The following is a 20,839-nucleotide window of genomic DNA, read 5'->3' as shown; positions in this document are numbered from 1 at the left end:
AGCGGGCCGGCCTGCTTCCGTCGCCGTCTCGGCTATTTGACGACCACGAGCCCGTGCATGCCGGACTCATAGTGGCCGGGGATCAGGCAGGCGTACTCGAAGGTGCCCGCCTTGGTGAAACGCCAGACGATCTCGTTGGAGCCGTTCGGAGCGAGGCGCTTCCCGTTCGGGTCGTCGTGCTCCATGTCCGGGTTCTTCTCCATGGCGATCTTGTGCCTGGCGTTGTGCTCGATGCTGTCGAGCATGAACTCGTGGTCCGCCTTGCCGTGGTTCTTGAGCACAAAGCGCACCTGTTCGCCGCGCTTCACCTCGATCCGGTCAGGCACGAACTTCATGGTGGCGTCCGCATGCTCGTGCATGCCGACCTCCACGGTCTTCACCACGGTCTTCTTCGGGTCGCCCGGTTCGCCGGCCTCGAATTTTCTGTGCGTGTGACCCGGCGCGCCGGGCCCGGCGAGCGCCAGCCCGGCGGACACGGCCAGGGCGGCGGCGGTGGTCATGAAACGAAGGATCATGCAGTTCTCCTCGGGGTAGATCAGTGGTTTCCGTGCCCGGCGCTCGCGGCCTTGGCGGGCCGGGTGCGCGGATCGACGGCGTGGAACTCCGCGGCCGGGACGCCGCTGTCGGATGCAGGCGCGCGCGGGGCCTCTGCGAGCTTCTCGCCTTTCCATTCGAAGGCGACGGTTCCCTCCGGGTGCTTGTACCAGCCGGGGTCGCGGTAATCGTCGGCGGCCAGCCCGGGGCGCACCTTCACGACGGAGAACATGCCGCCGATCTCCACCGGCCCGAACTGGGCGAAGCCTGTCATCATGGGCAGCGTGTTGTCGGGAAGCCGCATCTCCATGGAGCCCATCTCGCCCATGCCGGAGCCGCCCATCGGCATGTAGCCGGGCGCGATCTTCTTCAGCGCCGGGGCGGTCTTCTTCATATTGACTCCGATATAAGTCTTCACGCTGTGGCCCATGGCGTTCATCGTGTGATGCGACTTGTGGCAGTGGATCGCCCAGTCGCCCGGCCGGTCTGCGACGAACTCGAAGGCGCGCATCTGGCCCACCGCGCAGTCGATCGACACCTCCGGCCAGGCCGCCGCCTCCGGCACCCAGCCCCCGTCCGTGCAGGTGACCTTGAAGTCATGTCCATGCATGTGGATCGGGTGGTTGGTCATGGTGAGATTGCCGAAGCGCACCCGCACGCGATCGCCCTGGCGCACAACCAGCGGATCGAGGCCGGGGAAAACCCGGGAGTTCCAGCACCACAGGTTGAAGTCCGTCATGGTGTTCACCTTCGGCACGTAGCTGCCGGCCTCGATGTCGAAGGCGTTCAGAAGGAACACGAAGTCGCGGTCGACGCGGCGGAACGCCGGGTCGCGGGGATGGACCACGAAGAAGCCCATCATGCCCATCGCCATCTGGACCATCTCGTCCGAGTGCGGGTGGTACATGAAGGTGCCGGACTTCTGCAGGATGAACTCGTAGACGAACGTCTTGCCCGGTGGGATATGGGGCTGGGTCAACCCGCCGACGCCGTCCATGCCGTTGGGCAGCAGCTGTCCGTGCCAGTGCACGGCCGTGTTCTCCGGCAGCTTGTTGGTCACGAAGATGCGGACCTTGTCCCCCTCGACCGCCTCGATAGTCGGGCCGGGCGACTGGCCGTTGTAGCCCCATAGATGCGCCTTCATGCCCGGCGCGAGTTCGCGCACGACGGGCTCGGCGACGAGGTGGAACTCCTTCCAGTCGCCGTTCAGGCGCCAGGGCAGCGTCCAGCCGTTCAGGGTGACGACGGGCTGGTAGTCGGGGCCGCTCGCAGGCGACAGCGGCGGCTGGGTCGTGGCCTCGCCCATGGTGGGCGCCTCTGGAAGGCCGGCCGCCTGCGTGCGGCCGCTGATGGCCGTCGCCCCGACGAGGGCCAGGCCGCCCCCGGCGCCGAGCAGGCCTCTGCGCGAAAGGTTCATGTCGGTCTCCTCGTGTTCAATGGCCGCCCGCGGCGGGAGCCGCCGACGCCGTCTCGGCCGCGCCGCCCGCGTCGGCGCCGCTCACCCCGCCGCCCACGAGGGCGGCCTTGAGGTCGGTCGACGCGATCCAGTAGTCACGGCGCGCGTTGATGGCGTCGACGTTGCTGAGGATGCGTGCGCGGGCGTCGGTGATCAGGGTGGTCACATCGACCAGCATGCCGCTGTACTGGAGCAGCGACTGGTCCTGGATAGTCTTCTGCAGCGGCAGCACACGCCCCTGGTACTGCCGCGCCAGGTCGTAGTGGCCGCGGTAGCGCAGATACGCCTCGCGCGTCTCCGACCGCGCATTGACCGCCCGTTCGGCGAGCCGATTGGCCGCCGCCATATAGGTCTGCTCGGCGCTGCGGACGCCTGTGGCGCCGAAGTCGAAGATGGGGATCTGGAACTCGACCTCCAGGCCCCGCTTGGTGGCCTTGTCGCGTTCGAGCTTCGGGCCATCCGGGCCTTCGACCACGGTCTTGCTCCGGTCGTAGGTGGACCGCCCCAGGAGTTCGATGTCCGACACGAAGCGGGTGGCGTTGGCGAGGCCGTACTGGCCCGCCGTCGCGTTGAGGTCGTGGCGCAGGGCCTGCAAATCGACCCGCTTCTCCAGGGCGCGCTTTTCGATGTCGCGAGCCGATGCGACCGAGGGCGGGAGCGACGGCAGGGTGGACGGAAGCCTGAAGTTGATGTCCGGGCCCCATACTCCGAGCTGGCGGATCAGCCGCTCGCGCTCGACCTGCTGGTCGATGCGGGCCCGGGCGAGCTGGGCGCCGAGCTCCTGGTAGAAAGCGTGCTCGCGGGCCTGCTCCAGCTTGTTGAGGCCGCCGGTCTCGCCGAGCTGCTTGGCGAGCTCGGAGGCGGCGGCCGCCGTCCCCAGCGCCTGCTGCATGAAGGCGACGCGTTGGTTGGCGGCGACCGTGCGGTAGTACTGGCGACGCGTCTCTGCGGCGAGGCGAAGCACAGCCTCGGCGGTGCGGAACTGAGCCGCCCGGAAGCGCTGCTCCGCCACCGCCGCGCGCGCCTGCAGCGTGAGGAGGTCGAAGAGGCCGACCAGCACCTGGCGCTCGACCTCCAACTCGAGCCCGCCGCCGATCCGCGACAGCGAGATCCGGGGGCTCGGCGGCAGGGCGGCCTGCACATAGGCCGCCTCGGAGACGCCGAGCTCGTTGAAGGACGCCTGAAGGCCGCGGTTCTTCAGCAGCGCCACCTGGACGGCGCTGTCCGGCGTGAGCGGCCGGCGCAGCAGCTCCTCGGCGCGGCGCTGGGCCTCGCCGGCGGAGGCGTCGTCGGCGACCTTGACGACATCCTTGCCGAGCTCCGCCTGGGTCAGGCCGGCGACTGGCGAGAGACCGCCGTCAGGCGAGAGGCCGACGCAGCCGGACAGCATTCCGGAGAGGAGGGCAAGCGATGCGAGCTGGGGACCACGCGCCATGTCAGCGTGCCCGCCGGGTGTCGTCGTTGGCGTCGCCGCGCTCCGGCGCGCCCGGGGCGACGCCCCGGTTCATCTCGCGCCAGTCCTTGGGCTCGACGACCGCATAGCCGCGGACGCCGGCCGTCACAGACACGTAACGGAAATGGCGCAGACCGAGAGAAGGGTCGGCCGCGCCCGTCATGCGTGACGTTTCGGCGACGCAGCCCGCCAATGGCGCAAGCAGTCCCAGGACGACGGGAGTGACCGTTTTCATCGTGAGTTCCGTCGCGGCCGACATCGTCGCGCGGCCCAAGGGCCGTTGCTGCGGGATGTGACCGGCTGATCAAGGACAGGACGCCGCGGTCGAGTAGGCGCGCCGGTTCAGGCGGGCGATCATGCGCCCGCCGCCTAGATCAAGCAGTTCGCGGGGGGCGGTCGAGGCCGCCTCGGGCCGACGATTCGACCTGTTCGTCCCTGGGCAGGAGCCGGACCGTGGACGAGGCCGACGGAGAAGCGAGGGACAGAGCCGGGCTGACCTGGAAGGCGTGGCAAAGGCCCATTCCGCAGCAGCCCTGGGCTCCGTCATAGCGGTCGCCGTGGGCGTCGCCGCACGCCGTCGGGACAGCGTGGCAGGCCGCCCCGCGCCCGGCCAAGGCCCGGCCAACCTGGTGGGCATGCGCGTGGCCCGCCTTGGCCTCGTGGCCCTCGACGGCGATCGCCGCGGGCGCCGAACGATGCCCCTCATGCGCCATCGCCCGCGGCATGGCGAAGGGCGCCAACGCCATGACGAAAGCGAGCAGGATTGCGATGATCTCGGCCTTGAGGCGCAAAACGACGCTCCTGTGAGCGCGAATGTGTTTCACAATCGGGCGCATCCGGCAAGGAGGCGGAGGAAGTACGTGGGTCGAAATGTGGGACCAAAGATCATCTCTGCATTTTTATTGTATCAAAACAGGTAGTTATAATGGAGACCGATTCCGGCCAGGGGCACCACCTTGCATCCGGCGACGACGTCCCCCTTAGACGCCTCCTCATTCGCGGCATGGAATCGTCCTCTGCTCCGCAGGGCCGTCCGCGGTGGTCCTCCAGACAATCTGGGCTGTCCCTCTCACGCTGAAGCTGCGCGAAGACATCGCTATGCGGGTTGGCGGCGCACTATATTTCCATTATCGTGGAAGTATGGAAGTGAGATCCGCCGTCGCCGCTCTTTCCGCCCTGGCCCATGAGGGCCGGCTCGACGTGTTCCGGATGCTGGTCCAGGCCGGCGGCGAGGGCCTGCCTGCCGGCGAGATCGCCAGGCGGCTCGGCGTTCCGGCAAGCACGCTGTCGGCCAACCTCAACGTGCTCGGGCATGCTGGCCTGATCGCGTCCAGACGGGATGGACGATCGATCATCTACACGGCGGCCTTCGAGCGCATGGCGGAGCTGCTCGGCTTCCTGACGGAGGACTGCTGTCAGGGCTCCGCCGCGATCTGCGCGCCGCTGGCCGAGATCGTCAATCGCGCCGCGTGCTGCTGACATGCCCTCGCCAAGCCTTGAGCCGCCGCTCCAGCCCTTCGACCTGCCGCGCCGCCTTGTCGCCGAAGCGCTCGGCGCGGCGCTGCTGCTCGCAATTGTCATCGGTTCGGGCATCATGGGGGAGCGCCTCGCGGGCGGGAACGTCGCAATCGCGCTGCTGGGCAACACGCTTGCGACCGGCGCCGGCCTGGTGGTGCTGATCACCATGTTCGGCCCGTTGTCGGGGGCGCACTTCAACCCCGCGGTCACGCTGGTCTTCGCCGCTCGGCGCGAACTTCGAGCCGGGACGGCTCTCGCCTATGTCGCCGTCCAGGCGATCGGCGCCGTCCTCGGCGTCTGGGTGGCGCACCTGATGTTCGGAGAGGCTGTCGTCCAGGTCTCCGCCAAGCTCCGAGAAGGTCCGGCGCAGGCGTTCTCCGAGGCGGTCGCGACCTTCGGTCTGATCGCCGCGATCCTCGGCTCGCTCCGCTTCCGGCCCGAGGCGACCCCGTTCGTCGTCGGCCTCTACGTCACGTCGGCCTACTGGTTCACGGCCTCGACCTCTTTCGCCAACCCGGCCGTGACGATCGCTCGCTGCTTGAGCGATACCTTCGCCGGCATCGCGCCTTCGTCCGCGCCGGCTTTCATCATCGCCCAGCTCGCGGGCGCCGGCGCTGCGACGGCGCTTTGCGGCTGGCTGTTCGCACAGGAGCGCTCCGCATGACCGCTTTTCCGATCACGATCTATCACAACCCGGCCTGCGGCACGTCCCGCAACACGCTTGGCCTGATCCGGGCGGCGGGATACGAGCCCACCATCGTCGATTATCTCCAGGCGGGCTGGACACGCGCTCAGCTGGAGGAGCTGCTCGCGGCCATGAACGCTCGCCCACGCGACATCCTGCGCGAGAAGGGCGCGCCGGCCGCCGATTTGGGGCTGTTGCCCCGGACGCGACCGACGACCAGATCCTGAGTGCGATGGTCCAGCACCCGATCCTGGTGAACAGGCCCATCGTCGTCACGCCCAAGGGTGTGAAGGTCTCCCGACCCTCGGAAGCTGTCCTGGACCTGCTGGACCGGAAGCCTGAGAGCTTCACCAAGGAAGACGGCGAGAAGGTGAGGCTCTAGCTCGAGCGGACGGCGTCCGCCAGGGGCGCCGATCCGCCGCCGCCACGTCGCTGCATGCGCCGAGAACGCCGGCTCACGCCGCCTTGGCGCTTCGCTCCATCTGGGCGCGGACGCGCTCGCGGTGAGCCGTGTAGAGGCCGCTGGCGGCGATGACGGCTCCGCCCACCAGGGTCCAGAGCCCCGGGATCGCGCCGAACACCAGGAAGCCGAGGCCGCTGGCCCAGACGAGCTGCGTGTAGGAGAAGGGCGCGAGCAGGGAGGCGCCGGCGCGGCGATAGCCGAGCACGAGTAGCCAATGCCCGATGGTGGAGCCGACGCCCATGATCAGGCCGTACCAGAGCTCCATCGCGTTGGGCGTCACCCACGCATAGGGGACCGCGACCGTGAGCGCCACGAAGCCGACGATGGCCGACCAGGCCAGGGTGACCTCGGGCTTCTCGCTGCTCATCAGGCGGGTCAGGATGGCCGAGCAGGCCCAGATGGCGGCCGAGACGGCCGGCAGCAGCGCGGCGAGCTGGAAGGAGGCCCCACCCGGCTGGACCACGATCAGCACGCCCGCGAGGCCCACCGCCGCCGCGATCCAGCGGCGCAGGCCTACCTTCTCGCCCAGCAGAGGAATGGAGAGCGCGGTGATGAAGATCGGCGACACGAAATTGATGGCGGTGGCCTCGGCCACCGGCAGATGCCCCAGCGCCACCATGAACACCACGGCCGAGCTCACCATCCCGAGCGCGCGCAGGATCTGCATCGGCAGGCGGGTCGTCGCCAGGCCGCGGCGGCCGCCTGTCCACGCGACGGCCGGAAGCACCATCAGGCAGAACACCACATAGCGCATCCACGCGATCTCGACCGGCGGGATCGTGTGGGTGAGCAGCTTGGCGGCCACGTCCGAGCCGGCGAAGAACACCGTCGAGGCGATGATGAAGCCGATGCCCAGGAAGGCGTTGTCGCCGACGGCGGCCCCATTCGCGCGGGCGGCGTGCGCCTTGACGAGGGGGGCGGACGAAGGAGCGACGAGGCGGGGCTCGACGGCGGCGTCGGCGATCACAGGCGGGGGACTCACGGCGGGGCTCGCGTGTTCTGGGCGGTCCTGAACTGTTGCGCCCCCGGGACCGGAATCAGAAGCGCTATGTTCGAACCATAGCTATGCAATGTTGCAGGATCGTTTCGATCCGACCGCCTCGACTTTGTCGCAAACCGGCCGCCTGAGGTGTGCGCCGCCGCATTGCGGGCGCAAGACTTTCCGAAAGCTCAAGATCAGGCCGCTTCAGCCTGGGTCGTGAGCCCGAAGGACTTCGCGAGCAGCGCGAAGGACCGCTTGCGCGCCTCGTGGTCGTGCACCGCGGAGGTGATCATCACCTCGTCCGCCTGGACCGATCGGGCCAGGTCCATGAGGGCGTCCCGAACGGCGTCCGCCGCGCCGACGAAGAGACGCGCCCGGTTGCGGCGGATGAAGGCGAGATCCTGGGCGTCGTAGGACTGGGCTGCCGCCTCTTCGGGGCTGGGAAGCGGGCCGTAGACGCCGCGGGCGCGGCGCAGCGCGCTGAGGTCGGCGCTGGAGGCCAGCCGCTGGGCCTCCTCGTCCGTCTCCGCGCAGATCGCGGCCGTCGCCAGGATGGCGTGCGGCCTGTCCAGCGCGCCCGGCGTGAAGCGGGCGCGGTAGGTCAACAGCGCGTCGCCCGCGTCGTGGCTGGCGAAGTGGTGCGCGAAGGCGAAGCCGAGCCCGAGGCGGGCCGCGAGCTTGCCGCCGAAATCGCTCGAACCCAGCATGAGGATCGGCGGCAGCGGGACGTCGGCGGGCATCGCCTTGATCTTGCTGAAGGGGTGGTTGGGCGGGAAGGCGTCGGCGCCGAAGGCCATCAACTCCTCCAGGCGCTGCGGAAAATCGTCGACCTGCGGGTCGCCCTGCCAGCGCCTCAGCGCGTAGGACGTGACCGGGTCCGTCCCGGGCGCGCGGCCGATTCCAAGGTCGATGCGCCCCGGAAACAGCGCCTCCAGCATGCGGAAGCGCTCCGCCACCATCAGGGGAGCGTGGTTGGGCAGCATCACCCCGCCCGAGCCGATGCGGATCCGCCGGGTGGCGGCGCCGATCTGGCCGATCATGATTTCGGGCGCCGGGCTGGCCACCGAGGGCAGGTTGTGGTGCTCGGCGACCCAGAACCGCGTGAAGCCGATGCGGTCGGCCATGGCGGCGAGATCGATGGTGTTGCGCAACGCCTGTCCACAGGTGGATCCGGACGTCACGAAGGAGAGATCGAGGATGGAAAGGGGCGGCATGGCACGCTCCGGCGCTGGCGTCTCCTGCAAGTGATGCGCAGGGCCCGCGCTTCAAGCCCGGCTGGCGCAACGCAGCCCGGCGGAGCGGGCGCACGGCGCGGCGCCCGCCCTGTCGGGCGAGCGTCGCGGCGGCGTGGGCCGGAGGCGAGGGCCTCAGGCGGCCTTGCGGTTGACGGCCTGGTCGGCCAGCTTGCTCAGCAGGGCGTCGGTCTTCTTCTCCTCCTGGAGAGTCTCGTCCAGGAGCTTGACGGCGTCGTTCATGCCGAGCTGCGCAGCCCAGGTCTTGAGCGTGCCGTAACGGGAAATCTCGTAGTGCTCCACGGCCTGCGCGGCGGCCAGGATGCCGGCGTCCAGCGCGTCGGAGTCCTTGAAGTCCTCCATGACCTCCTGGCTCTCCTCGACGATGCCGACGATGGCCTGGCAGGTCTTCCCGCGCGCGGGCTTGCCCAGCATCTCGAAAATCTGGTCGAGGCGCTCGACCTGGTGCTCGGTCTCGTCGCGGTGCTGCTCGAAGGCCTGTTTCAGTTCGCTGGTCTTGGCCGCCTTGGCCATCTTGGGCAGGTTCCTGAGGATCTGCTTCTCAGCGTAGTAGATGTCCTTCAGGGTCTCGAGGAAGAGGTCGTCCATCGTTTTCTGCTTGGCCGCCATGGTGGGTCTCCCGGCTGTTGGTTGGTGGTCTCACAACCATCGTTCGCCCCCAGGGTTCCCCGCCGTCGCCGGTCGCTCCATTCAGACCTTCGGGCCCGTGTGAGCCTCGCCGAGATGGCGTTCTTCGGCCTCTCCCAACTGGTGCAGCAGCCCGTGCCAGGCGGCCGGAATGGGGTCCACGAGCACACGGCCCAACTCGCCTCTCAAACCGCGGCCGACGCGGCTGAAGGGTGAATCGTCGTGAGACGGAGCGACTTGCTGGATGCCGAGCGGTTCAGCCGCGCCCGATCCCAGTTGCGCCTCTCGTTCCATGGGCCGTTCTCCTTTCGGCTCTCAATGCGCCATTCAGGCTTTTGTTCTCAGGTTTGATTCAAGATGAGCGTCAAACCTTGACCATCGGCTAACGATCGCCACGCGTCCGAGCCGGGCCTTTCGCCATTGATCGCATCTTGAGGGTTGGTAAGGTTGTGCGTGAACACACGCGACCCGACCGCCCGACCCGGCCTGCGCCGAGGCAGCCTCACGGGCTGCGCCGTCGTGGCGTTCGTTCTCCTCGGCCCGGCCGCGGCCGCCTTCGCGCAGAACTCCGGATGCCGGATCTCCGGGGCCCGGAACGTCGATCGCCTCGCCCTCAATGCCGCGGGCGATCTGGAGACGCCTGACGGGGAGACTTGGACGCCCGCCGGAATCGTCGTTGCGGACCCGTCCAAGCCCGGCCTGGCGGAGGCGCAGCGCAGCCTGCTGGCGGCCTTCGCCGCGAGCGGGCCGTTCCGGATCTCGCCCGTCGCGGGCCGGCCGGACCGGTGGGGGCGCATGCCCGCCCTGATCGGGCGCGAGGGATCGGGCGATGATCTCGCCGCGGCGCTCGCCAGGGCCGGGCTCGCGGTGGCCAAGGCCGGAGATCTTCCCTCGGGTTGCGCGGCGGCGGTGCTGGCGGCGGAAGCCGAAGCCCGGACGGCGCGGCGCGGCCTGTGGCTGGACGGGGAGGCCCATCTCAGCGCCGAGGCGCCCGCCGCCATCCTGGAGAATGTCGGCCGCTACGTGGTGGTGGAAGGGCGCGTTCTCGGCGCGACCGAGCGCAAGACGAAGGCCTATCTCAATTTCGGCGAGGTCTGGAGCGAGGACTTCACGGTCACGGTTTCGAAACGGACCTTGAACAGACTCGAGGCATCGGGCATGAGGTGGTCCACGCTGAAGGGCCGGCGCGTCCGCGTGCGCGGCGTCGTGATGGACAGCGGCGGACCGTTGATCGAGGCGTCCGCGCCGGAGGACATTGAGCGTCTCGACTGACCGGGATCTCGACCTTCGCCAAACCCGGCCGCGGCCGGACGAAAATCGGGTGTGTTGGTGCGGCATCGACGGCGGGTGTTTCTGGCGAGATGGTGAGCAAAGGGGACGTCGCTCGCGGACCGCAGCGCGCCCGTTTCGGCGCGCCGTCCGTGCGCGCGCGTCTCGCCGCGATCGTGGTCGCGGGCCTCGTCGCCGGATGCGCCTCCGACCGGATCGGGTTTGGCGCGGGCACGGCGCCCAGCGTGCCGGCCTCGGCCCCTCGCGTCACCGGCGTGGAGCCCCTCGGCTCTCGCGAGCACAAGAAGCTGGTGTCGAGCTTCGGCGGGGACTACCGCGCCCCGGTGGCCGAGCGCCTGCTCAACGACGTGATGCGCCGCGTGGCGGCCGCGACGGAGCGGCCCGACCAGCAATATCAGGTGACCATCCTGAACTCCCCGGTGGTGAACGCCTTCGCGCTGCCCAACGGCAATCTCTACGTCACCCGCGGGCTTCTTGCGCTGGCGAACGACACCTCCGAAGTGGCCGCCGTGATGGCCCACGAGGTGGCGCACGTCACCCTGAGCCACGCCATCCAGCGCGCCGAACTCGAGCGTCGGTCCGAGATCGTCAGCCGGGTCGTGGCGGAAGTCCTGAACGACAGCGCCGCCGAGCAGCAGGTGCAGGCGCGCGGCAAGATCACGCTGGCGAGCTTCTCGCGGGCGCAGGAGCTCGAGGCCGACCAGATCGGCGTCAGGACCATCGCCAAGGCGGGGTTCGACCCGTTCGGGGCCGCCCGCTTCCTGGCCTCGCTGGGCCGCCAGTCGGCGATGCGCGCCACCCTCTTGGGCGAGAAATCCAACCAGAGCCCCAATTTCCTCTCCACGCATCCCTCGACTCCCGAGAGGGTGGCGCAGGCCCTCTCCGCCGCGCGCCAGATCCGGGCGCCGGGCATCGGGGAGAACGATCGGGATCGCTACCTCAAATCCATCGAGGGCATGACCTTCGGTGACGACCCGGCCGAGGGGGTGGTGCGGGGGAACCGCTTCATGCACCCGCAGCTCGGCTTCGCCTACGCCGCGCCGGCCAACTTCATGCTGGAGAATTCGGCCTCGGCCGTGCTGGGCCTGGCGCCCGGCGGCGCGCAGGCGATGCGCTTCGACAGCGTCAAGATGCCGGACGGCGCCACCTTGGAAAGCTACATCGCGTCGGGATGGATCGAGGGCGTCGAGGTGGGGGCGGTGGAGACCCTGAACGTCAACGGACTGCCGGCCGTGACGGCGGTGGCCAAGGGCGACGAGTGGACCTTCCGGCTCGCGGCCGTGCAGGTCGGCCAGGCGACCTATCGGTTCATCCTGGCCGCCAAGAACTACACGCCCGAGTCCGACCGGGCGTTCCGCCAGGCGATCGAAAGCTTTCACGTGATGGCCAACGAGGAAGCCGCGGCCGTCAAGCCGCTGCGGGTCGGGCTGGTGGTGGCGCGTCAGGGCGACACGGTCGAGACCCTCGCGACCCGGATGGCGACGGACCGTCCGGTCGAGCGGTTCCAGCTCCTGAACGGCATCGACCGGAACGGTCCCGTCCGCGAGGGCGCGACCTACAAGATCATCGTGGAGTAGGACGAGCACATGCCGTGTTTCGACGGAAACACAGCATGCGCTCGTTTCCTGATGGTCGCATGCTTTGGCGCGAAAAGCCGGTTTCCACCTTTTCGCAGCACGCTCTAGACCAGAACTGATCCGGGTTCGGGGTGGCGCTCCAGGAGCGCGCGCTTCAGCTTCTCGATGGCCCGGCTCTCGATCTGGCGCACCCGCTCCTTGGAGATTCCGAGCCGGTCGCCGAGCGACTCCAGCGTGGCGCCTTCCTCCGACAGCCGGCGGGCCCGCAGGATGTTCAGCTCGCGCTCGGAGAGCACCGTCAGGGCGGAACGCAGCCACTTGACCCGGCGCTCGGAGTCGATCGCTTCGCCCACCGCCTCGTCCGGGAGGGGAGCGCCGTCGACCAGGAAGTCGACCCGCTCGGCCGCGCCGGACTCGCTTTCGGTGAGCGGAGCGTTCAGCGACATGTCCGAGCCCGACAGGCGGGCCTCCATGAGGGCGACGTCGCTGCGGGACACCCCCACCGCCGTCGCGATTTCCTGATGCACGTCGATGCTGGCGTCGCCGGCGGCCGACTGCGACAGCTTGGCGCGCAGGCGGCGCAGATTGAAGAACAGCGCTTTTTGCGCCGAGCTGGTGCCGCCGCGGACGATGGACCAGTTGCGCAGGATGTAGTCCTGGATCGACGCCCGGATCCACCATGTCGCGTAGGTGGAGAAGCGCACCTCGCGCTCGGGCTCGAACCTGGCCCCCGCTTCCAGCAGGCCCACATGGCCCTCCTGGATCAGGTCCGCCATGGGCAGGCCGTAGTGCCGGAAGCGCGCCGCGATAGCGATCACGAGGCGCATATGGGCCGAAGCGAGCTTGTGCAGGGCGACCTGGTCGCGCTGGTCTTTCCAGGCCACGGCCAGCCCGTGCTCCTCTTCCCTGCTCAGGAAGGGAGCGTTCATGGCGGCCCTGACGAAGGTTCGCCTCACGCCCGCGATCTCACCCATGCCGGCCTCCGTCATTGCGCAAAGGCCGCCTGCCCGGTTGAGGCAACCCGATTTCGCCGACGCGCTCTCCAGGCCCGAGCCAGCCCTGGCTCCGGGGGAGGCGCTCTGTGTTTCTACGCATTTGTGAACCGGCCAGATCACCCGGGAACCCGAAAGGGCCTCCAAGCGCGTTGGCTTCCGTCACGCGCTGGTCCCAAATGGGACCTGTGACAAGAAGGGTTCCGGCATGTCCCTCGATCAGAAAATCATCGACCTCTACGACGAGTACACCCACAAGCCGCTGGCCAGGAGGACGTTCCTGGAAAGGCTCAGCGCCCTGGCTGGCTCCGCCGCGGCCGCTGGGGCGGCTCTGGCCGTTCTCGAACCGAACTACGCCCGCGCGGCTCTGGTTCCCGAGACGGACGGCAGGATCGTGACCGAGCGCATCAGGACTTCGGTGGCCAACGTCGGGGTGTCCGGCTATCTGGCGCGTCCGAAGGACGACGCCCGCCATCCCGCCGTGATCGTGATCCACGAGAACCGCGGACTCAACCCCCACATCCAGGACGTGGCGCGCCGCTTCGCGGTGGCCGGCTTCGTGACGCTGGCGGGCGACTTCCTGCTGCCGCTGGGCGGAACGCCGGAGGACGCTGACGCCGCGCGAGACCTGTTCGCGAAGCTGAGCGGCGAGAGCGTCGTCCAGCAGGCCGGCGCGATGCTGACCCTCTTGCGCGAGAACCCGCATGCGAACGGCAAGGTCGGGGCTGTCGGCTTCTGCTGGGGCGGCGGGATGGTCAACGTCCTGGCGACCCGCGAACCGAGGCTCGGGGCGGGCGTGGCCTTCTATGGCGTGGCCCCGCCCACCGAGGCGGTGGGCCGCTACAAGACGCCGCTCCTGCTGCACTATGCGGGTCTGGACCAGCGCGTGAACGCCGGCATGGCCGGCTACGACGCGGCGCTGAAAGCCGCCGGCGAGCCGCACACGATCCATGTCTATGAAGGCGTGAACCACGCCTTTCACAACGACACCAGCGCCGAACGCTACGACCAGGCCGCCGCAACCCTGGCCTTCGACCGCACGGTCGCGTTTCTCAAGGAGACCCTCGCTTGAGGGCGGCCGGCGGCCCGATCGACGGGCGCGCCACATGAAAGAGCCCGGCGCGAAGCCGGGCTCTTGAACCTGACGAAGCGGACCCGCCGATCAGGCGGCCTCTTCCTGCTCGTCCTCGCCCTCGTTGGCGGCCTCGACCTCGGCTTCCGCCTCCGCGCCCTTGACGCGCTTCGGCGACTTGGCGAGCTGCGCCTCGATCAGCTTGAGGGCTTCGGTCTCGTGCAGGCGGTTGACGGCGGCCACCTCGCGGGCCATCCGGTCCAGCGCGGCCTCGTAGAGCTGGCGCTCGGAATAGGACTGCTCGGGCTGCGCGTCGGACCGGTGCAGGTCACGCACCACTTCGGCGATGGCGATCAGGTCGCCGGAGTTGATCTTCGCCTCGTATTCCTGCGCGCGACGCGACCACATGGTGCGCTTGATGCGCGCACGGCCAGTGATGGTCTCCAGCGCCTTGGCCACGAGGGCGTTCTCGGCGAGCTTGCGCATCCCTACCGACGTGGCCTTGGCGGTCGGCACGCGGAGGGTCATTTTGTCCTTCTCGAAGGAGATGACGAAAAGCTCGAGCTTGAACCCGGCGACTTCTTGCTCTTCGATCGCCATGATCTGCCCGACCCCATGCGCCGGGTACACGACGAATTCACCCGTCTTGTAACCGTGGCGATTGGAATGTTTCTTAGCGTTCGTCATATTCAGGTCATCTCCCTGAGGCCGGGCTGAACCGCCCGGCTGCCACACGCGAAGGTCGACGCGAACGCCGACGCAAGATACCCCGCAGCGTGAATTTCGATACTCACGCCGTTATGGATTTCAGCCGAAGTTCAAAAACGCATGCCGCACCCACTCAGCCCAAGTGGGTTTTTCTGATTGGAAGATTCAGAATGAGGCAAAGCGCGCCGGAGGTAATCGACTACACCCGGACGCTAACACAAAATGGTGGGTAAATCAAAGGTTTCAAGGCGCAATCGCCCTGTTCCCGTTGCGACTCCGCGTTGCAAAGTCACGACTCAGCTTGACGTCAATCACCCTCGCCGGGGTTCGGCGAAAAATATTTGTCCAGTTTGCCGGCCTCCCCGTCGTGCTCCTTGGCGTCCGCCGGGGCGTCGCGCTTGACGGTGATGTTGGGCCAGCTCTTGGCGTATTCGGCGTTCAGCTTGAGCCAGGGATCGAGGCCGGATTCGGTGTCGGGCTTGATGGCCTCGGCAGGGCATTCGGGCTCGCACACGCCGCAGTCGATGCACTCGTCCGGGTGGATGACGAGCATGTTCTCGCCCTCGTAGAAGCAGTCCACCGGACACACCTCCACGCAGTCCATGTACTTGCACTTGATGCAGTTTTCGACGACGACGTACGTCATTGCAAACTCCCGGGCCGGGTCAAGGCCGGCTTTGGGCATCCACGAGCCAGTTTCGCGATCGCGCCGGCAGGCTCCCTCAGCGCTGCCGTTGCGTAGCCGAGAACCCACGCTGTTGCAAGACGACCAAGCGCGGTCGCGCTCAAGGCGCGACATCCTCGTACAGGGCCTGCGCGTCCGGAAAGGAGCCGCGACGCTCGGCCACCGCCAGAACCCGCACGACCCGGGTGGCGTGCGGAAGCGCCATGGTCAGCACGTCCCCGATCGCCAGCCCGCGCGCCGGATTGGTGATCCTACCCCCGTTGAGCCGGATCCGCCCGCTCTCGATCAGGTCGGACGCGACGGTGCGGGTCTTCGCGAACCGGGCGTAGACGAGCCATTTGTCGAGGCGCTGACGGTCGGCGGCGTTGTCCGGCCCGCGGTCGTCCGACCCTTTGTCGGAGCCGTTGCGGCGCGCCACGCGAATTCAGCCCTTTTCGCCCTGTTTCGCCTCGAGTTCCGCCTTCAGGGCGAGAAGCTTGGCGAAGGGAGAGTTGGGATCCGGCGTCTTCTCGCGCGGCGGCCTCTCCGTCCAGCCGCCCGGCTTGCCGGGACGCCCGGCGCCGCCGCCCGGCTTCGGGCCGCCGAATTTCTGGCCGCCATTGCGGAAGCCGTCGCCCGAGCGCGGATCGCCCGGCTTGCCGCCGCGATGCGGCCCCGACTTGCCGCCGCGGTTGTCGAAGTCCCGGCGCGGGCCGCGGTGCTCGGGCCGCCCTGAGTCCGGCGCGGCTGCGACCTCGGCGGGCTGGCCGTCGGCTGCCGGGGCCCGTTCGGGCCTCGGGCCACGCTCCGGCCTGGGGCCTCGGTCGGGCCTCGGGCCCCGATCCGGCCGCGGGCCGCGGTCGGGACGCGGACCGCGATCCTGCCGGCCTTCGGCTGCGGCGCCGTCGACCGACGCCCGCTCGCCGCCGCGGCCAGGCCTCTGTCCACGCTGATGCGCGGGGCGTTGGCCGCCATGGTGGCGGTGCTGCCGCCAGATCTCGATCAGCGCCGGAGCCGCCGCTTCGGCCTGCCCGGCCGTGGACTCCGCGTCCGCAGGCTGCGCCTCCGCCGGGCTCTCCTGGGCGACGGTCTCGGACGCGACCGGCTCGGCGGCGCCGTCGGCGGTCGCTTCCTGGCCGGCGACGTCCACGCTGGGCTGGGCCGCGAGGGCTTCGTCCGAGGCGGGAAGGTCAGGGGCCGCCTCGGTCTCGACCGGGATGGCGTCGCGGGCCTCAGGCTCGACTCCGCCCAAGGCGAAATCCGCCGCGATGGCGTCCAGCGGCGTCGGCTCGGCGGCCGCCGAGCCTGCGTCGAGCGGAGCGGCGTCGTCCGTCTGGGCGGCGGCCTCCTGCGGCGCCGATGCGGGCGCCTCGGTCACGGGTTCAGCCGCCGGCGCAGCGGGGGCGGGCGCCTTGGCGGCGGCCGGCACGAGCGGGACCGTGATGGCCGGCCCGGGACGGCGGTCGACCAGATAGCCCAGCGAGCGGAGGATGGAGGCGAAGTCCTCGCCCGCGCATCCGCACAGCGACGTCATGGCGGTCGTGACGACGAAACCCTCGCCGTCGGCGGCGCCGGCCGGCGGCTCGCCGGGCGTGACGCCGGGCCGGTAATGGATCGCAGGCCGGATCAGGTCGGCCAGACGCTCCAGGATGTCGACGCGCACGGCGCGCTCGCCGCACACGCGGAAGCCCGCGGCGCGGTAGAGGCCGCGCGCGACCTCCTTGTCCACCGGGATCGAGGTCCGGCCCGAGGACGCCAGGTGCAGGATGTCGTCCAGGCCCTTGGGCTCGGGGCCGCCGTGCTTCAGCGCCCAGAGCTGGGCCGCGAGCCCGCGCGGCGCGGGTTTCAGGAGCGCCGGCACGGTGAGATGGTAGGCGCCGAAGCGGACGCCGAAATTGCGCAGGCTGCCGCGGCCTTCCTGGTCGAGATGCTTCATCTCCTCGGCGACCTTGGAGCGCTCCAGCACGCCGAGCGCCTCGGAGATCTGGAAGGCGAGGCCGCGCGCGATGCCGCTGAGGCCGTCGGCCGCCTCCAGCTTCAGCAGCGGGCCGAGCAGCTTTTCGACATGAGCCTTCATCCAGAGGTCGAGCCGGGCCTGGACCTGCTCGCGCGCGCCGCCCGTCAGCTGCTCGTCGGCCAGCAGCCGCAGCCGAGGCTCCAGCAGCTTGTCGCCGGCCGTCAGCTTGGCGACGACTTCCCCCTGCCAGCGGACCGACCCGTCATTGGCGAGGACGAACTGGTCGTCGCCCGCGCCCGCGATCCGGGACGCGCGGGTCTCGATCTCGCCCGCGAGCGCTTTCATCGCCGCGTTGCGAAGCGCCTTCGCCTCGGATCCGCCAGCCTGCGGATCCGGCGCGAACTGGAATCCGTGCAGACGGCCAACATGATGGCCTTCGACGAGCACGTCGCCCGCCGCCGTGATTTCCGCTTCGAGCATCGCGTTCTCTCTCAGACGCCGCATGAGCACGCTCGTGCGGCGGTCCACAAAACGTTGCGCCAGACGCTCATGCAAGGCGTCCGACAGCCTGTCCTCTACCTGACGGGTGACCCTCTGCCAATGCTCAGGATCACGCAACCAATCCGGACGGTTCGCCACGAAGGTCCAGGTGCGGCCCTGCGCGATGCGCGCGGACAGCGTGTCGATCTCCCCGTCGGTGCGGTCGACCTCCTTCACGCGGCTGGCGAACCAGTCGTCCGAGAGGCGGCCGTCGCGCATCAGCTGGCGGAAGATGGTCGCGACGAGGTCCGAATGCGCGGCGGGCGCGACCTTGCGGTAATCCGGCACCTGGCACACGTCCCACAGCCGCGAGACGGCCTCCGGGCTCGCGGCGAAGCGCTTGAGGTCCTCGTCGTGCGAGACGGTTTCGAGCGCGATGACGTCGTCGGCCGCGAGGGCCCGGGTCAGGCCCTGTTCGGCGGGATTTCGCTCCAGGGAGGACACCAGCCGGGCGACGGTGCGGAAGTCGAGCTCGGGATTGCGCCATTGCAGGACTTTCACCGCGTCGAAGGCGTGGTCCTCGAGCGAGCGGACAAGCTCGGTGTCGAAGGGCTCGCACCGCCCCGTGGTGCCGAAGGTCCCGTCCCGGAGGTGCCGTCCCGCGCGTCCTGCGATCTGGCCGAACTCCGCCGGGTTGAGCCGGCGGTGCATGGCGCCGTCGAATTTCCGGTCCGCCGCGAAGGCGACGTGGTCGACGTCGAGGTTCAGCCCCATCCCGATCGCGTCGGTGGCGATGAGGTAGTCGACGTCGCCCGACTGGTAGAGCGCCACCTGGGCGTTGCGGGTGCGGGGCGACAGCGCGCCCATGACCACGGCGGCTCCCCCGCGCTGGCGGCGGATCAGCTCTGCGATCGCGTAGACCTCCTCGGCCGAGAACGCCACGATGGCGCTGCGCCGCGGAAGCCGCGTCAGTTTCTTCTCCCCCGCGAAGGTAAGCCTGGAGAGCCGAGGCCGCGACACGATGTTCGCGCCCGGCAGCAGCCGCTCGATCAGCGGCTTCATGGTGGCGGCGCCAATCAGCAGGGTTTCGGCCCGGCCGCGCATGTTCAGGAGCCGGTCGGTGAAAACGTGCCCGCGGTCGCGGTCGGCCGCGATCTGGATCTCGTCGATCGCCACGAAGGGGGTCTCGAGGTCCCGCGGCATCGCCTCCACGGTGGCGACCCAGAAGCGCGCGCCGGGCGGCTTGATCTTCTCCTCGCCGGTGATCAGCGCGACGGCGTCGACCGAGGTCCGCTCGACGAGCCGCTGATAGACCTCGCGCGCCAGCAGGCGCAGGGGCAGGCCGATCAGGCCGCCGCCATGCGCGACCATCCGCTCGATCGCCAGGTGCGTCTTGCCGGTGTTCGTCGGCCCGAGCACGGCCGTGACGCCGCGCGCGCGAACAGATGTCGGGAGTGAGCGAGGCAGCATCGGTCCTGGATATGGGAAAGAGCAGGGACGGCTGCGAGCGTCAGCGCGGCCGGGGCGCTCCAGGGCGTCTGGGCGGGGCGGGGCCTCCCTGTAGCACATCGCCCGCGGGCCGGGCCAAAGTTTTTCGAGAGGCGAACGAGTCTGGAACGAACCGGGCCCGAATCGGTGACTCGGCGTGAGTCTAGTTTCGTTCACCCCAAGATGTGGACAGGATCTACTCTGGTCCCTACCAGACGGCGATCCGGACGAGAGAATCCCGGCTATCCGGCGTGACTCAGTCCGGCAGGACCGCGAGGCGGAAAGACTCGGCTCCGATGAACGAGAGCTTTACGTCGATGAGGGAAAAACTTCGCACGGATTTTAACGATTGGACGCAATGCAGAACGCATCCCGTACGAAGGGCAGATCTACGCATGATTCCAACGCCCACAGGCGACGGCGGAAACGTCGCCGGACGCCGTGCGGGCCGGTCGGCCGTTAAGGGACGGTGCTGAATCGGGAAACCGGGTCCTACTCGGCCGGAGCGGTTCGGGACGCCGTGGTCGACCCGCCGGGAACGGCTGCGGCCCGCCCGACGCTGAACCGGGTCGCCTCGATGACGGTGGTCCCCACCTGGGTCCGGACGGCGATCTTGACCGGAACGAGCGTGTGGGCCGCGTCCACCGGGGCGAGCCACGCCTCCATGTCGCGGTTGTCGGCCATGAACTGGGTCGATTTGCGGTTCACCCGGTGGCCGGAGATGGGATTGTACCGCGCCGCGCAGACGAGCACCGGGCCCTTGTATCCGGGCACGTCGACCTGCCGCGTCTCCGAGAAGCTCATGGTCACGTCGAAGCGGCCGGCGCCGTCGAAGACCGGGATGGTGCGGTTGCAGGAGGCTGGCTCCAGCAGCGGCCCACGTCCGGCCACGGGAAACAGCAGCGCGCTGACTGGGTCGAGCACGCCGCGCTTGTGCGTCTCCAGCACGGGCACGCGGTCGACCTTGGCGTCCAGGGGAGGGCTGATGTCGACGGCGGCGACGTCGCCGGCCTTCAGCGCCATCCGGACCGTGTAGACCTGGCTGCCGCCGCCCGAGGTCAGCGCGTAGGTGGAGGGCAGGAGCTTGCCGCCGGCGTTGACGCCGGTGGCGGTCCCCGCGCCCCGCCCGCTGGTCAGCATGCCGGCGAGGCCGGTCATGCGCGCCTTCACGTCCAGCTTGTAGGCGTCGCGCGTCAGCGCGCCGGCGAGCGACGCCGTGCCGATCGGCAGGCCCGCGAGGGTGAGTCCGTACTGGATGTCGACCGTCTCGGCGCGCGCCGTTCCCGAGAGCGCCGCGGCCAGAGCCGCGATCCCGAAGCATTGGGCCGCGGCGCGGGTCCGGGGGAGGGCGCGGCGGAGGGGGGGCATCGTCATCAGTCGCATGTCTCTGCGGCTCGGCCGCCGCGTGACGAGGATCGGGGTCCTGTCTCGCGCCGGATCAAGTCGGTTTCGTGGCGGGGCGCCATGGGGTAATCATGACTGATTCTCGCCCCGGCGGGCGAATGCGACACGCGAAGCGACGCAATCCGCGGGAGGCATCTGCCGGGTTGACGCTGGCATGGCCCGCCACTATAGAGCACCGACCATTGAATGCTGCGTGGTTCCCGGCGGCGGCTTCGGCCGCCTTCTGTCTATCGGCG

General features: G+C 69.3%; 20 protein-coding genes and 1 pseudogene. 6 read left to right on the top strand and 15 right to left on the bottom strand.

Translation table 11 applies throughout. The annotated features are described in order from the left end of the window. Positions 1–32: 32 nt before the first annotated feature. The 5 genes from ACYVO7_RS22385 to ACYVO7_RS22365 form a co-directional block, all read right to left on the bottom strand. On the bottom strand, positions 33–515 hold the full coding sequence (locus ACYVO7_RS22385) for a cupredoxin domain-containing protein (RefSeq protein WP_460451989.1): 483 nt from the start codon (positions 513–515) through the stop codon (positions 33–35). A 20-nt stretch (positions 516–535) separates the two neighbouring features. After that, a complete protein-coding gene (locus ACYVO7_RS22380; protein WP_460451988.1) occupies positions 536–1,951 on the bottom strand; it encodes a multicopper oxidase family protein in 1,416 nt (471 codons plus the stop codon). A gap of 16 nt (positions 1,952–1,967) precedes the next feature. Continuing rightward, complete coding sequence (locus tag ACYVO7_RS22375; protein WP_460451987.1) at positions 1,968–3,425, bottom strand: TolC family protein; 1,458 nt, start codon at positions 3,423–3,425, stop codon at positions 1,968–1,970. Position 3,426: 1 nt separating this feature from the next. Further along, positions 3,427–3,678: a hypothetical protein gene (locus ACYVO7_RS22370; protein ID WP_460451986.1), complete on the bottom strand. Its 252-nt coding sequence runs from the start codon at positions 3,676–3,678 to the stop codon at positions 3,427–3,429. Between the two features lie 139 nt (positions 3,679–3,817). Further along, positions 3,818–4,234 carry a hypothetical protein gene (locus ACYVO7_RS22365; RefSeq protein WP_460451985.1) on the bottom strand — a complete coding sequence of 139 codons (417 nt, stop codon included), beginning with the start codon at positions 4,232–4,234 and terminating at the stop codon, positions 3,818–3,820. 349 nt (positions 4,235–4,583) lie between these two features. Between ACYVO7_RS22365 and ACYVO7_RS22360 the strand changes: the two genes are divergently transcribed. The 3 genes and pseudogenes from ACYVO7_RS22360 to arsC all read left to right on the top strand — a co-directional run bounded on the left by ACYVO7_RS22360 (position 4,584) and on the right by arsC (position 6,028). Then, positions 4,584–4,922, top strand: a complete 339-nt coding sequence (locus tag ACYVO7_RS22360) for an ArsR/SmtB family transcription factor (protein WP_460452002.1) — start codon at positions 4,584–4,586, stop codon at positions 4,920–4,922. 1 nt (position 4,923) lies between these two features. Further along, the gene (locus ACYVO7_RS22355; RefSeq protein WP_460451984.1) at positions 4,924–5,625 is read left to right on the top strand and encodes an aquaporin; all 702 of its coding nucleotides are present in this window, start codon (positions 4,924–4,926) and stop codon (positions 5,623–5,625) included. Beyond that, a pseudogene (gene arsC, locus ACYVO7_RS22350) lies at positions 5,622–6,028 on the top strand (arsenate reductase (glutaredoxin)). The gene ACYVO7_RS22355 and the pseudogene arsC overlap by 4 nt, the downstream one beginning before the upstream one ends. Positions 6,029–6,101: 73 nt before the next feature. Here the strand turns inward: arsC and ACYVO7_RS22345 are convergent. The 4 genes from ACYVO7_RS22345 to ACYVO7_RS22330 all read right to left on the bottom strand — a co-directional run bounded on the left by ACYVO7_RS22345 (position 6,102) and on the right by ACYVO7_RS22330 (position 9,265). Next, the gene (locus tag ACYVO7_RS22345; protein ID WP_460451983.1) at positions 6,102–7,091 is read right to left on the bottom strand and encodes a DMT family transporter; all 990 of its coding nucleotides are present in this window, start codon (positions 7,089–7,091) and stop codon (positions 6,102–6,104) included. 194 nt (positions 7,092–7,285) lie between these two features. After that, positions 7,286–8,305 (bottom strand): LLM class flavin-dependent oxidoreductase, encoded by a 1,020-nt coding sequence (locus ACYVO7_RS22340; protein ID WP_460451982.1) that lies wholly within the window; start codon positions 8,303–8,305, stop codon positions 7,286–7,288. A gap of 153 nt (positions 8,306–8,458) precedes the next feature. Then, positions 8,459–8,953: a YciE/YciF ferroxidase family protein gene (locus tag ACYVO7_RS22335; protein ID WP_460451981.1), complete on the bottom strand. Its 495-nt coding sequence runs from the start codon at positions 8,951–8,953 to the stop codon at positions 8,459–8,461. Between the two features lie 81 nt (positions 8,954–9,034). Beyond that, positions 9,035–9,265, bottom strand: a complete 231-nt coding sequence (locus ACYVO7_RS22330; protein ID WP_460451980.1) for a hypothetical protein — start codon at positions 9,263–9,265, stop codon at positions 9,035–9,037. Between the two features lie 225 nt (positions 9,266–9,490). Here ACYVO7_RS22330 and ACYVO7_RS22325 point away from each other — a divergent pair, with 225 nt between their 5' ends. Continuing rightward, positions 9,491–10,243 carry a thermonuclease family protein gene (locus ACYVO7_RS22325; RefSeq protein ID WP_460451979.1) on the top strand — a complete coding sequence of 251 codons (753 nt, stop codon included), beginning with the start codon at positions 9,491–9,493 and terminating at the stop codon, positions 10,241–10,243. 149 nt (positions 10,244–10,392) lie between these two features. Further along, positions 10,393–11,838, top strand: coding sequence for a M48 family metalloprotease (locus ACYVO7_RS22320; RefSeq protein WP_460451978.1), 1,446 nt, complete (start codon positions 10,393–10,395; stop codon positions 11,836–11,838). Between the two features lie 104 nt (positions 11,839–11,942). On the opposite strand, the gene ACYVO7_RS22315 is transcribed toward ACYVO7_RS22320, so the two are convergent. After that, positions 11,943–12,812, bottom strand: coding sequence for an RNA polymerase factor sigma-32 (locus tag ACYVO7_RS22315; RefSeq protein WP_406855157.1), 870 nt, complete (start codon positions 12,810–12,812; stop codon positions 11,943–11,945). Positions 12,813–13,038: 226 nt separating this feature from the next. Here ACYVO7_RS22315 and ACYVO7_RS22310 point away from each other — a divergent pair, with 226 nt between their 5' ends. After that, the gene (locus tag ACYVO7_RS22310) at positions 13,039–13,902 is read left to right on the top strand and encodes a dienelactone hydrolase family protein (protein WP_460451977.1); all 864 of its coding nucleotides are present in this window, start codon (positions 13,039–13,041) and stop codon (positions 13,900–13,902) included. Between the two features lie 90 nt (positions 13,903–13,992). On the opposite strand, the gene ACYVO7_RS22305 is transcribed toward ACYVO7_RS22310, so the two are convergent. From ACYVO7_RS22305 to ACYVO7_RS22285, 5 genes are all read right to left on the bottom strand, one after another. Then, a complete protein-coding gene (locus tag ACYVO7_RS22305) occupies positions 13,993–14,589 on the bottom strand; it encodes a CarD family transcriptional regulator (RefSeq protein WP_460451976.1) in 597 nt (198 codons plus the stop codon). Between the two features lie 328 nt (positions 14,590–14,917). Continuing rightward, positions 14,918–15,256 carry a ferredoxin FdxA gene (gene fdxA, locus ACYVO7_RS22300; RefSeq protein WP_460451975.1) on the bottom strand — a complete coding sequence of 113 codons (339 nt, stop codon included), beginning with the start codon at positions 15,254–15,256 and terminating at the stop codon, positions 14,918–14,920. A 139-nt stretch (positions 15,257–15,395) separates the two neighbouring features. After that, positions 15,396–15,713, bottom strand: coding sequence for an RNA-binding S4 domain-containing protein (locus tag ACYVO7_RS22295; protein WP_460451974.1), 318 nt, complete (start codon positions 15,711–15,713; stop codon positions 15,396–15,398). Between the two features lie 6 nt (positions 15,714–15,719). Continuing rightward, complete coding sequence (locus ACYVO7_RS22290) at positions 15,720–19,181, bottom strand: helicase-related protein (protein ID WP_460451973.1); 3,462 nt, start codon at positions 19,179–19,181, stop codon at positions 15,720–15,722. 510 nt (positions 19,182–19,691) lie between these two features. Beyond that, entirely contained in the window at positions 19,692–20,573 is an 882-nt protein-coding gene (locus ACYVO7_RS22285; protein WP_460451972.1) for a DUF3108 domain-containing protein, read from the bottom strand. Positions 20,574–20,839: the final 266 nt, after the last annotated feature.

It is taken from the genome of Alsobacter sp. SYSU BS001988, assembly GCF_054796215.1.
Note: the sequence above shows the minus strand (reverse complement) of the source record. Positions and strands in the feature narration are given on the sequence as shown.

Excerpts from the sequence above, each read along its gene's own strand:
- ACYVO7_RS22360 (WP_460452002.1), top strand. The coding sequence starts at position 4,584 with ATGGAAGTGAGATCCGCCGTCGCCGCTCTTTCCGCCCTGGCCCATGAG.
- ACYVO7_RS22385 (WP_460451989.1), bottom strand. The coding sequence starts at position 515 with ATGATCCTTCGTTTCATGACCACCGCCGCCGCCCTGGCCGTGTCCGCC.
- ACYVO7_RS22310 (WP_460451977.1), top strand. The coding sequence starts at position 13,039 with ATGTCCCTCGATCAGAAAATCATCGACCTCTACGACGAGTACACCCAC.
- fdxA (WP_460451975.1), bottom strand. The coding sequence starts at position 15,256 with ATGACGTACGTCGTCGTCGAAAACTGCATCAAGTGCAAGTACATGGAC.
- ACYVO7_RS22285 (WP_460451972.1), bottom strand. The coding sequence starts at position 20,573 with ATGACGATGCCCCCCCTCCGCCGCGCCCTCCCCCGGACCCGCGCCGCG.
- ACYVO7_RS22375 (WP_460451987.1), bottom strand. The coding sequence starts at position 3,425 with ATGGCGCGTGGTCCCCAGCTCGCATCGCTTGCCCTCCTCTCCGGAATG.
- ACYVO7_RS22305 (WP_460451976.1), bottom strand. The coding sequence starts at position 14,589 with ATGACGAACGCTAAGAAACATTCCAATCGCCACGGTTACAAGACGGGT.
- ACYVO7_RS22370 (WP_460451986.1), bottom strand. The coding sequence starts at position 3,678 with ATGAAAACGGTCACTCCCGTCGTCCTGGGACTGCTTGCGCCATTGGCG.
- ACYVO7_RS22330 (WP_460451980.1), bottom strand. The coding sequence starts at position 9,265 with ATGGAACGAGAGGCGCAACTGGGATCGGGCGCGGCTGAACCGCTCGGC.
- ACYVO7_RS22355 (WP_460451984.1), top strand. The coding sequence starts at position 4,924 with ATGCCCTCGCCAAGCCTTGAGCCGCCGCTCCAGCCCTTCGACCTGCCG.
- ACYVO7_RS22380 (WP_460451988.1), bottom strand. The coding sequence starts at position 1,951 with ATGAACCTTTCGCGCAGAGGCCTGCTCGGCGCCGGGGGCGGCCTGGCC.
- ACYVO7_RS22315 (WP_406855157.1), bottom strand. The coding sequence starts at position 12,812 with ATGGGTGAGATCGCGGGCGTGAGGCGAACCTTCGTCAGGGCCGCCATG.
- ACYVO7_RS22335 (WP_460451981.1), bottom strand. The coding sequence starts at position 8,953 with ATGGCGGCCAAGCAGAAAACGATGGACGACCTCTTCCTCGAGACCCTG.
- ACYVO7_RS22290 (WP_460451973.1), bottom strand. The coding sequence starts at position 19,181 with ATGCTGCCTCGCTCACTCCCGACATCTGTTCGCGCGCGCGGCGTCACG.
- ACYVO7_RS22340 (WP_460451982.1), bottom strand. The coding sequence starts at position 8,305 with ATGCCGCCCCTTTCCATCCTCGATCTCTCCTTCGTGACGTCCGGATCC.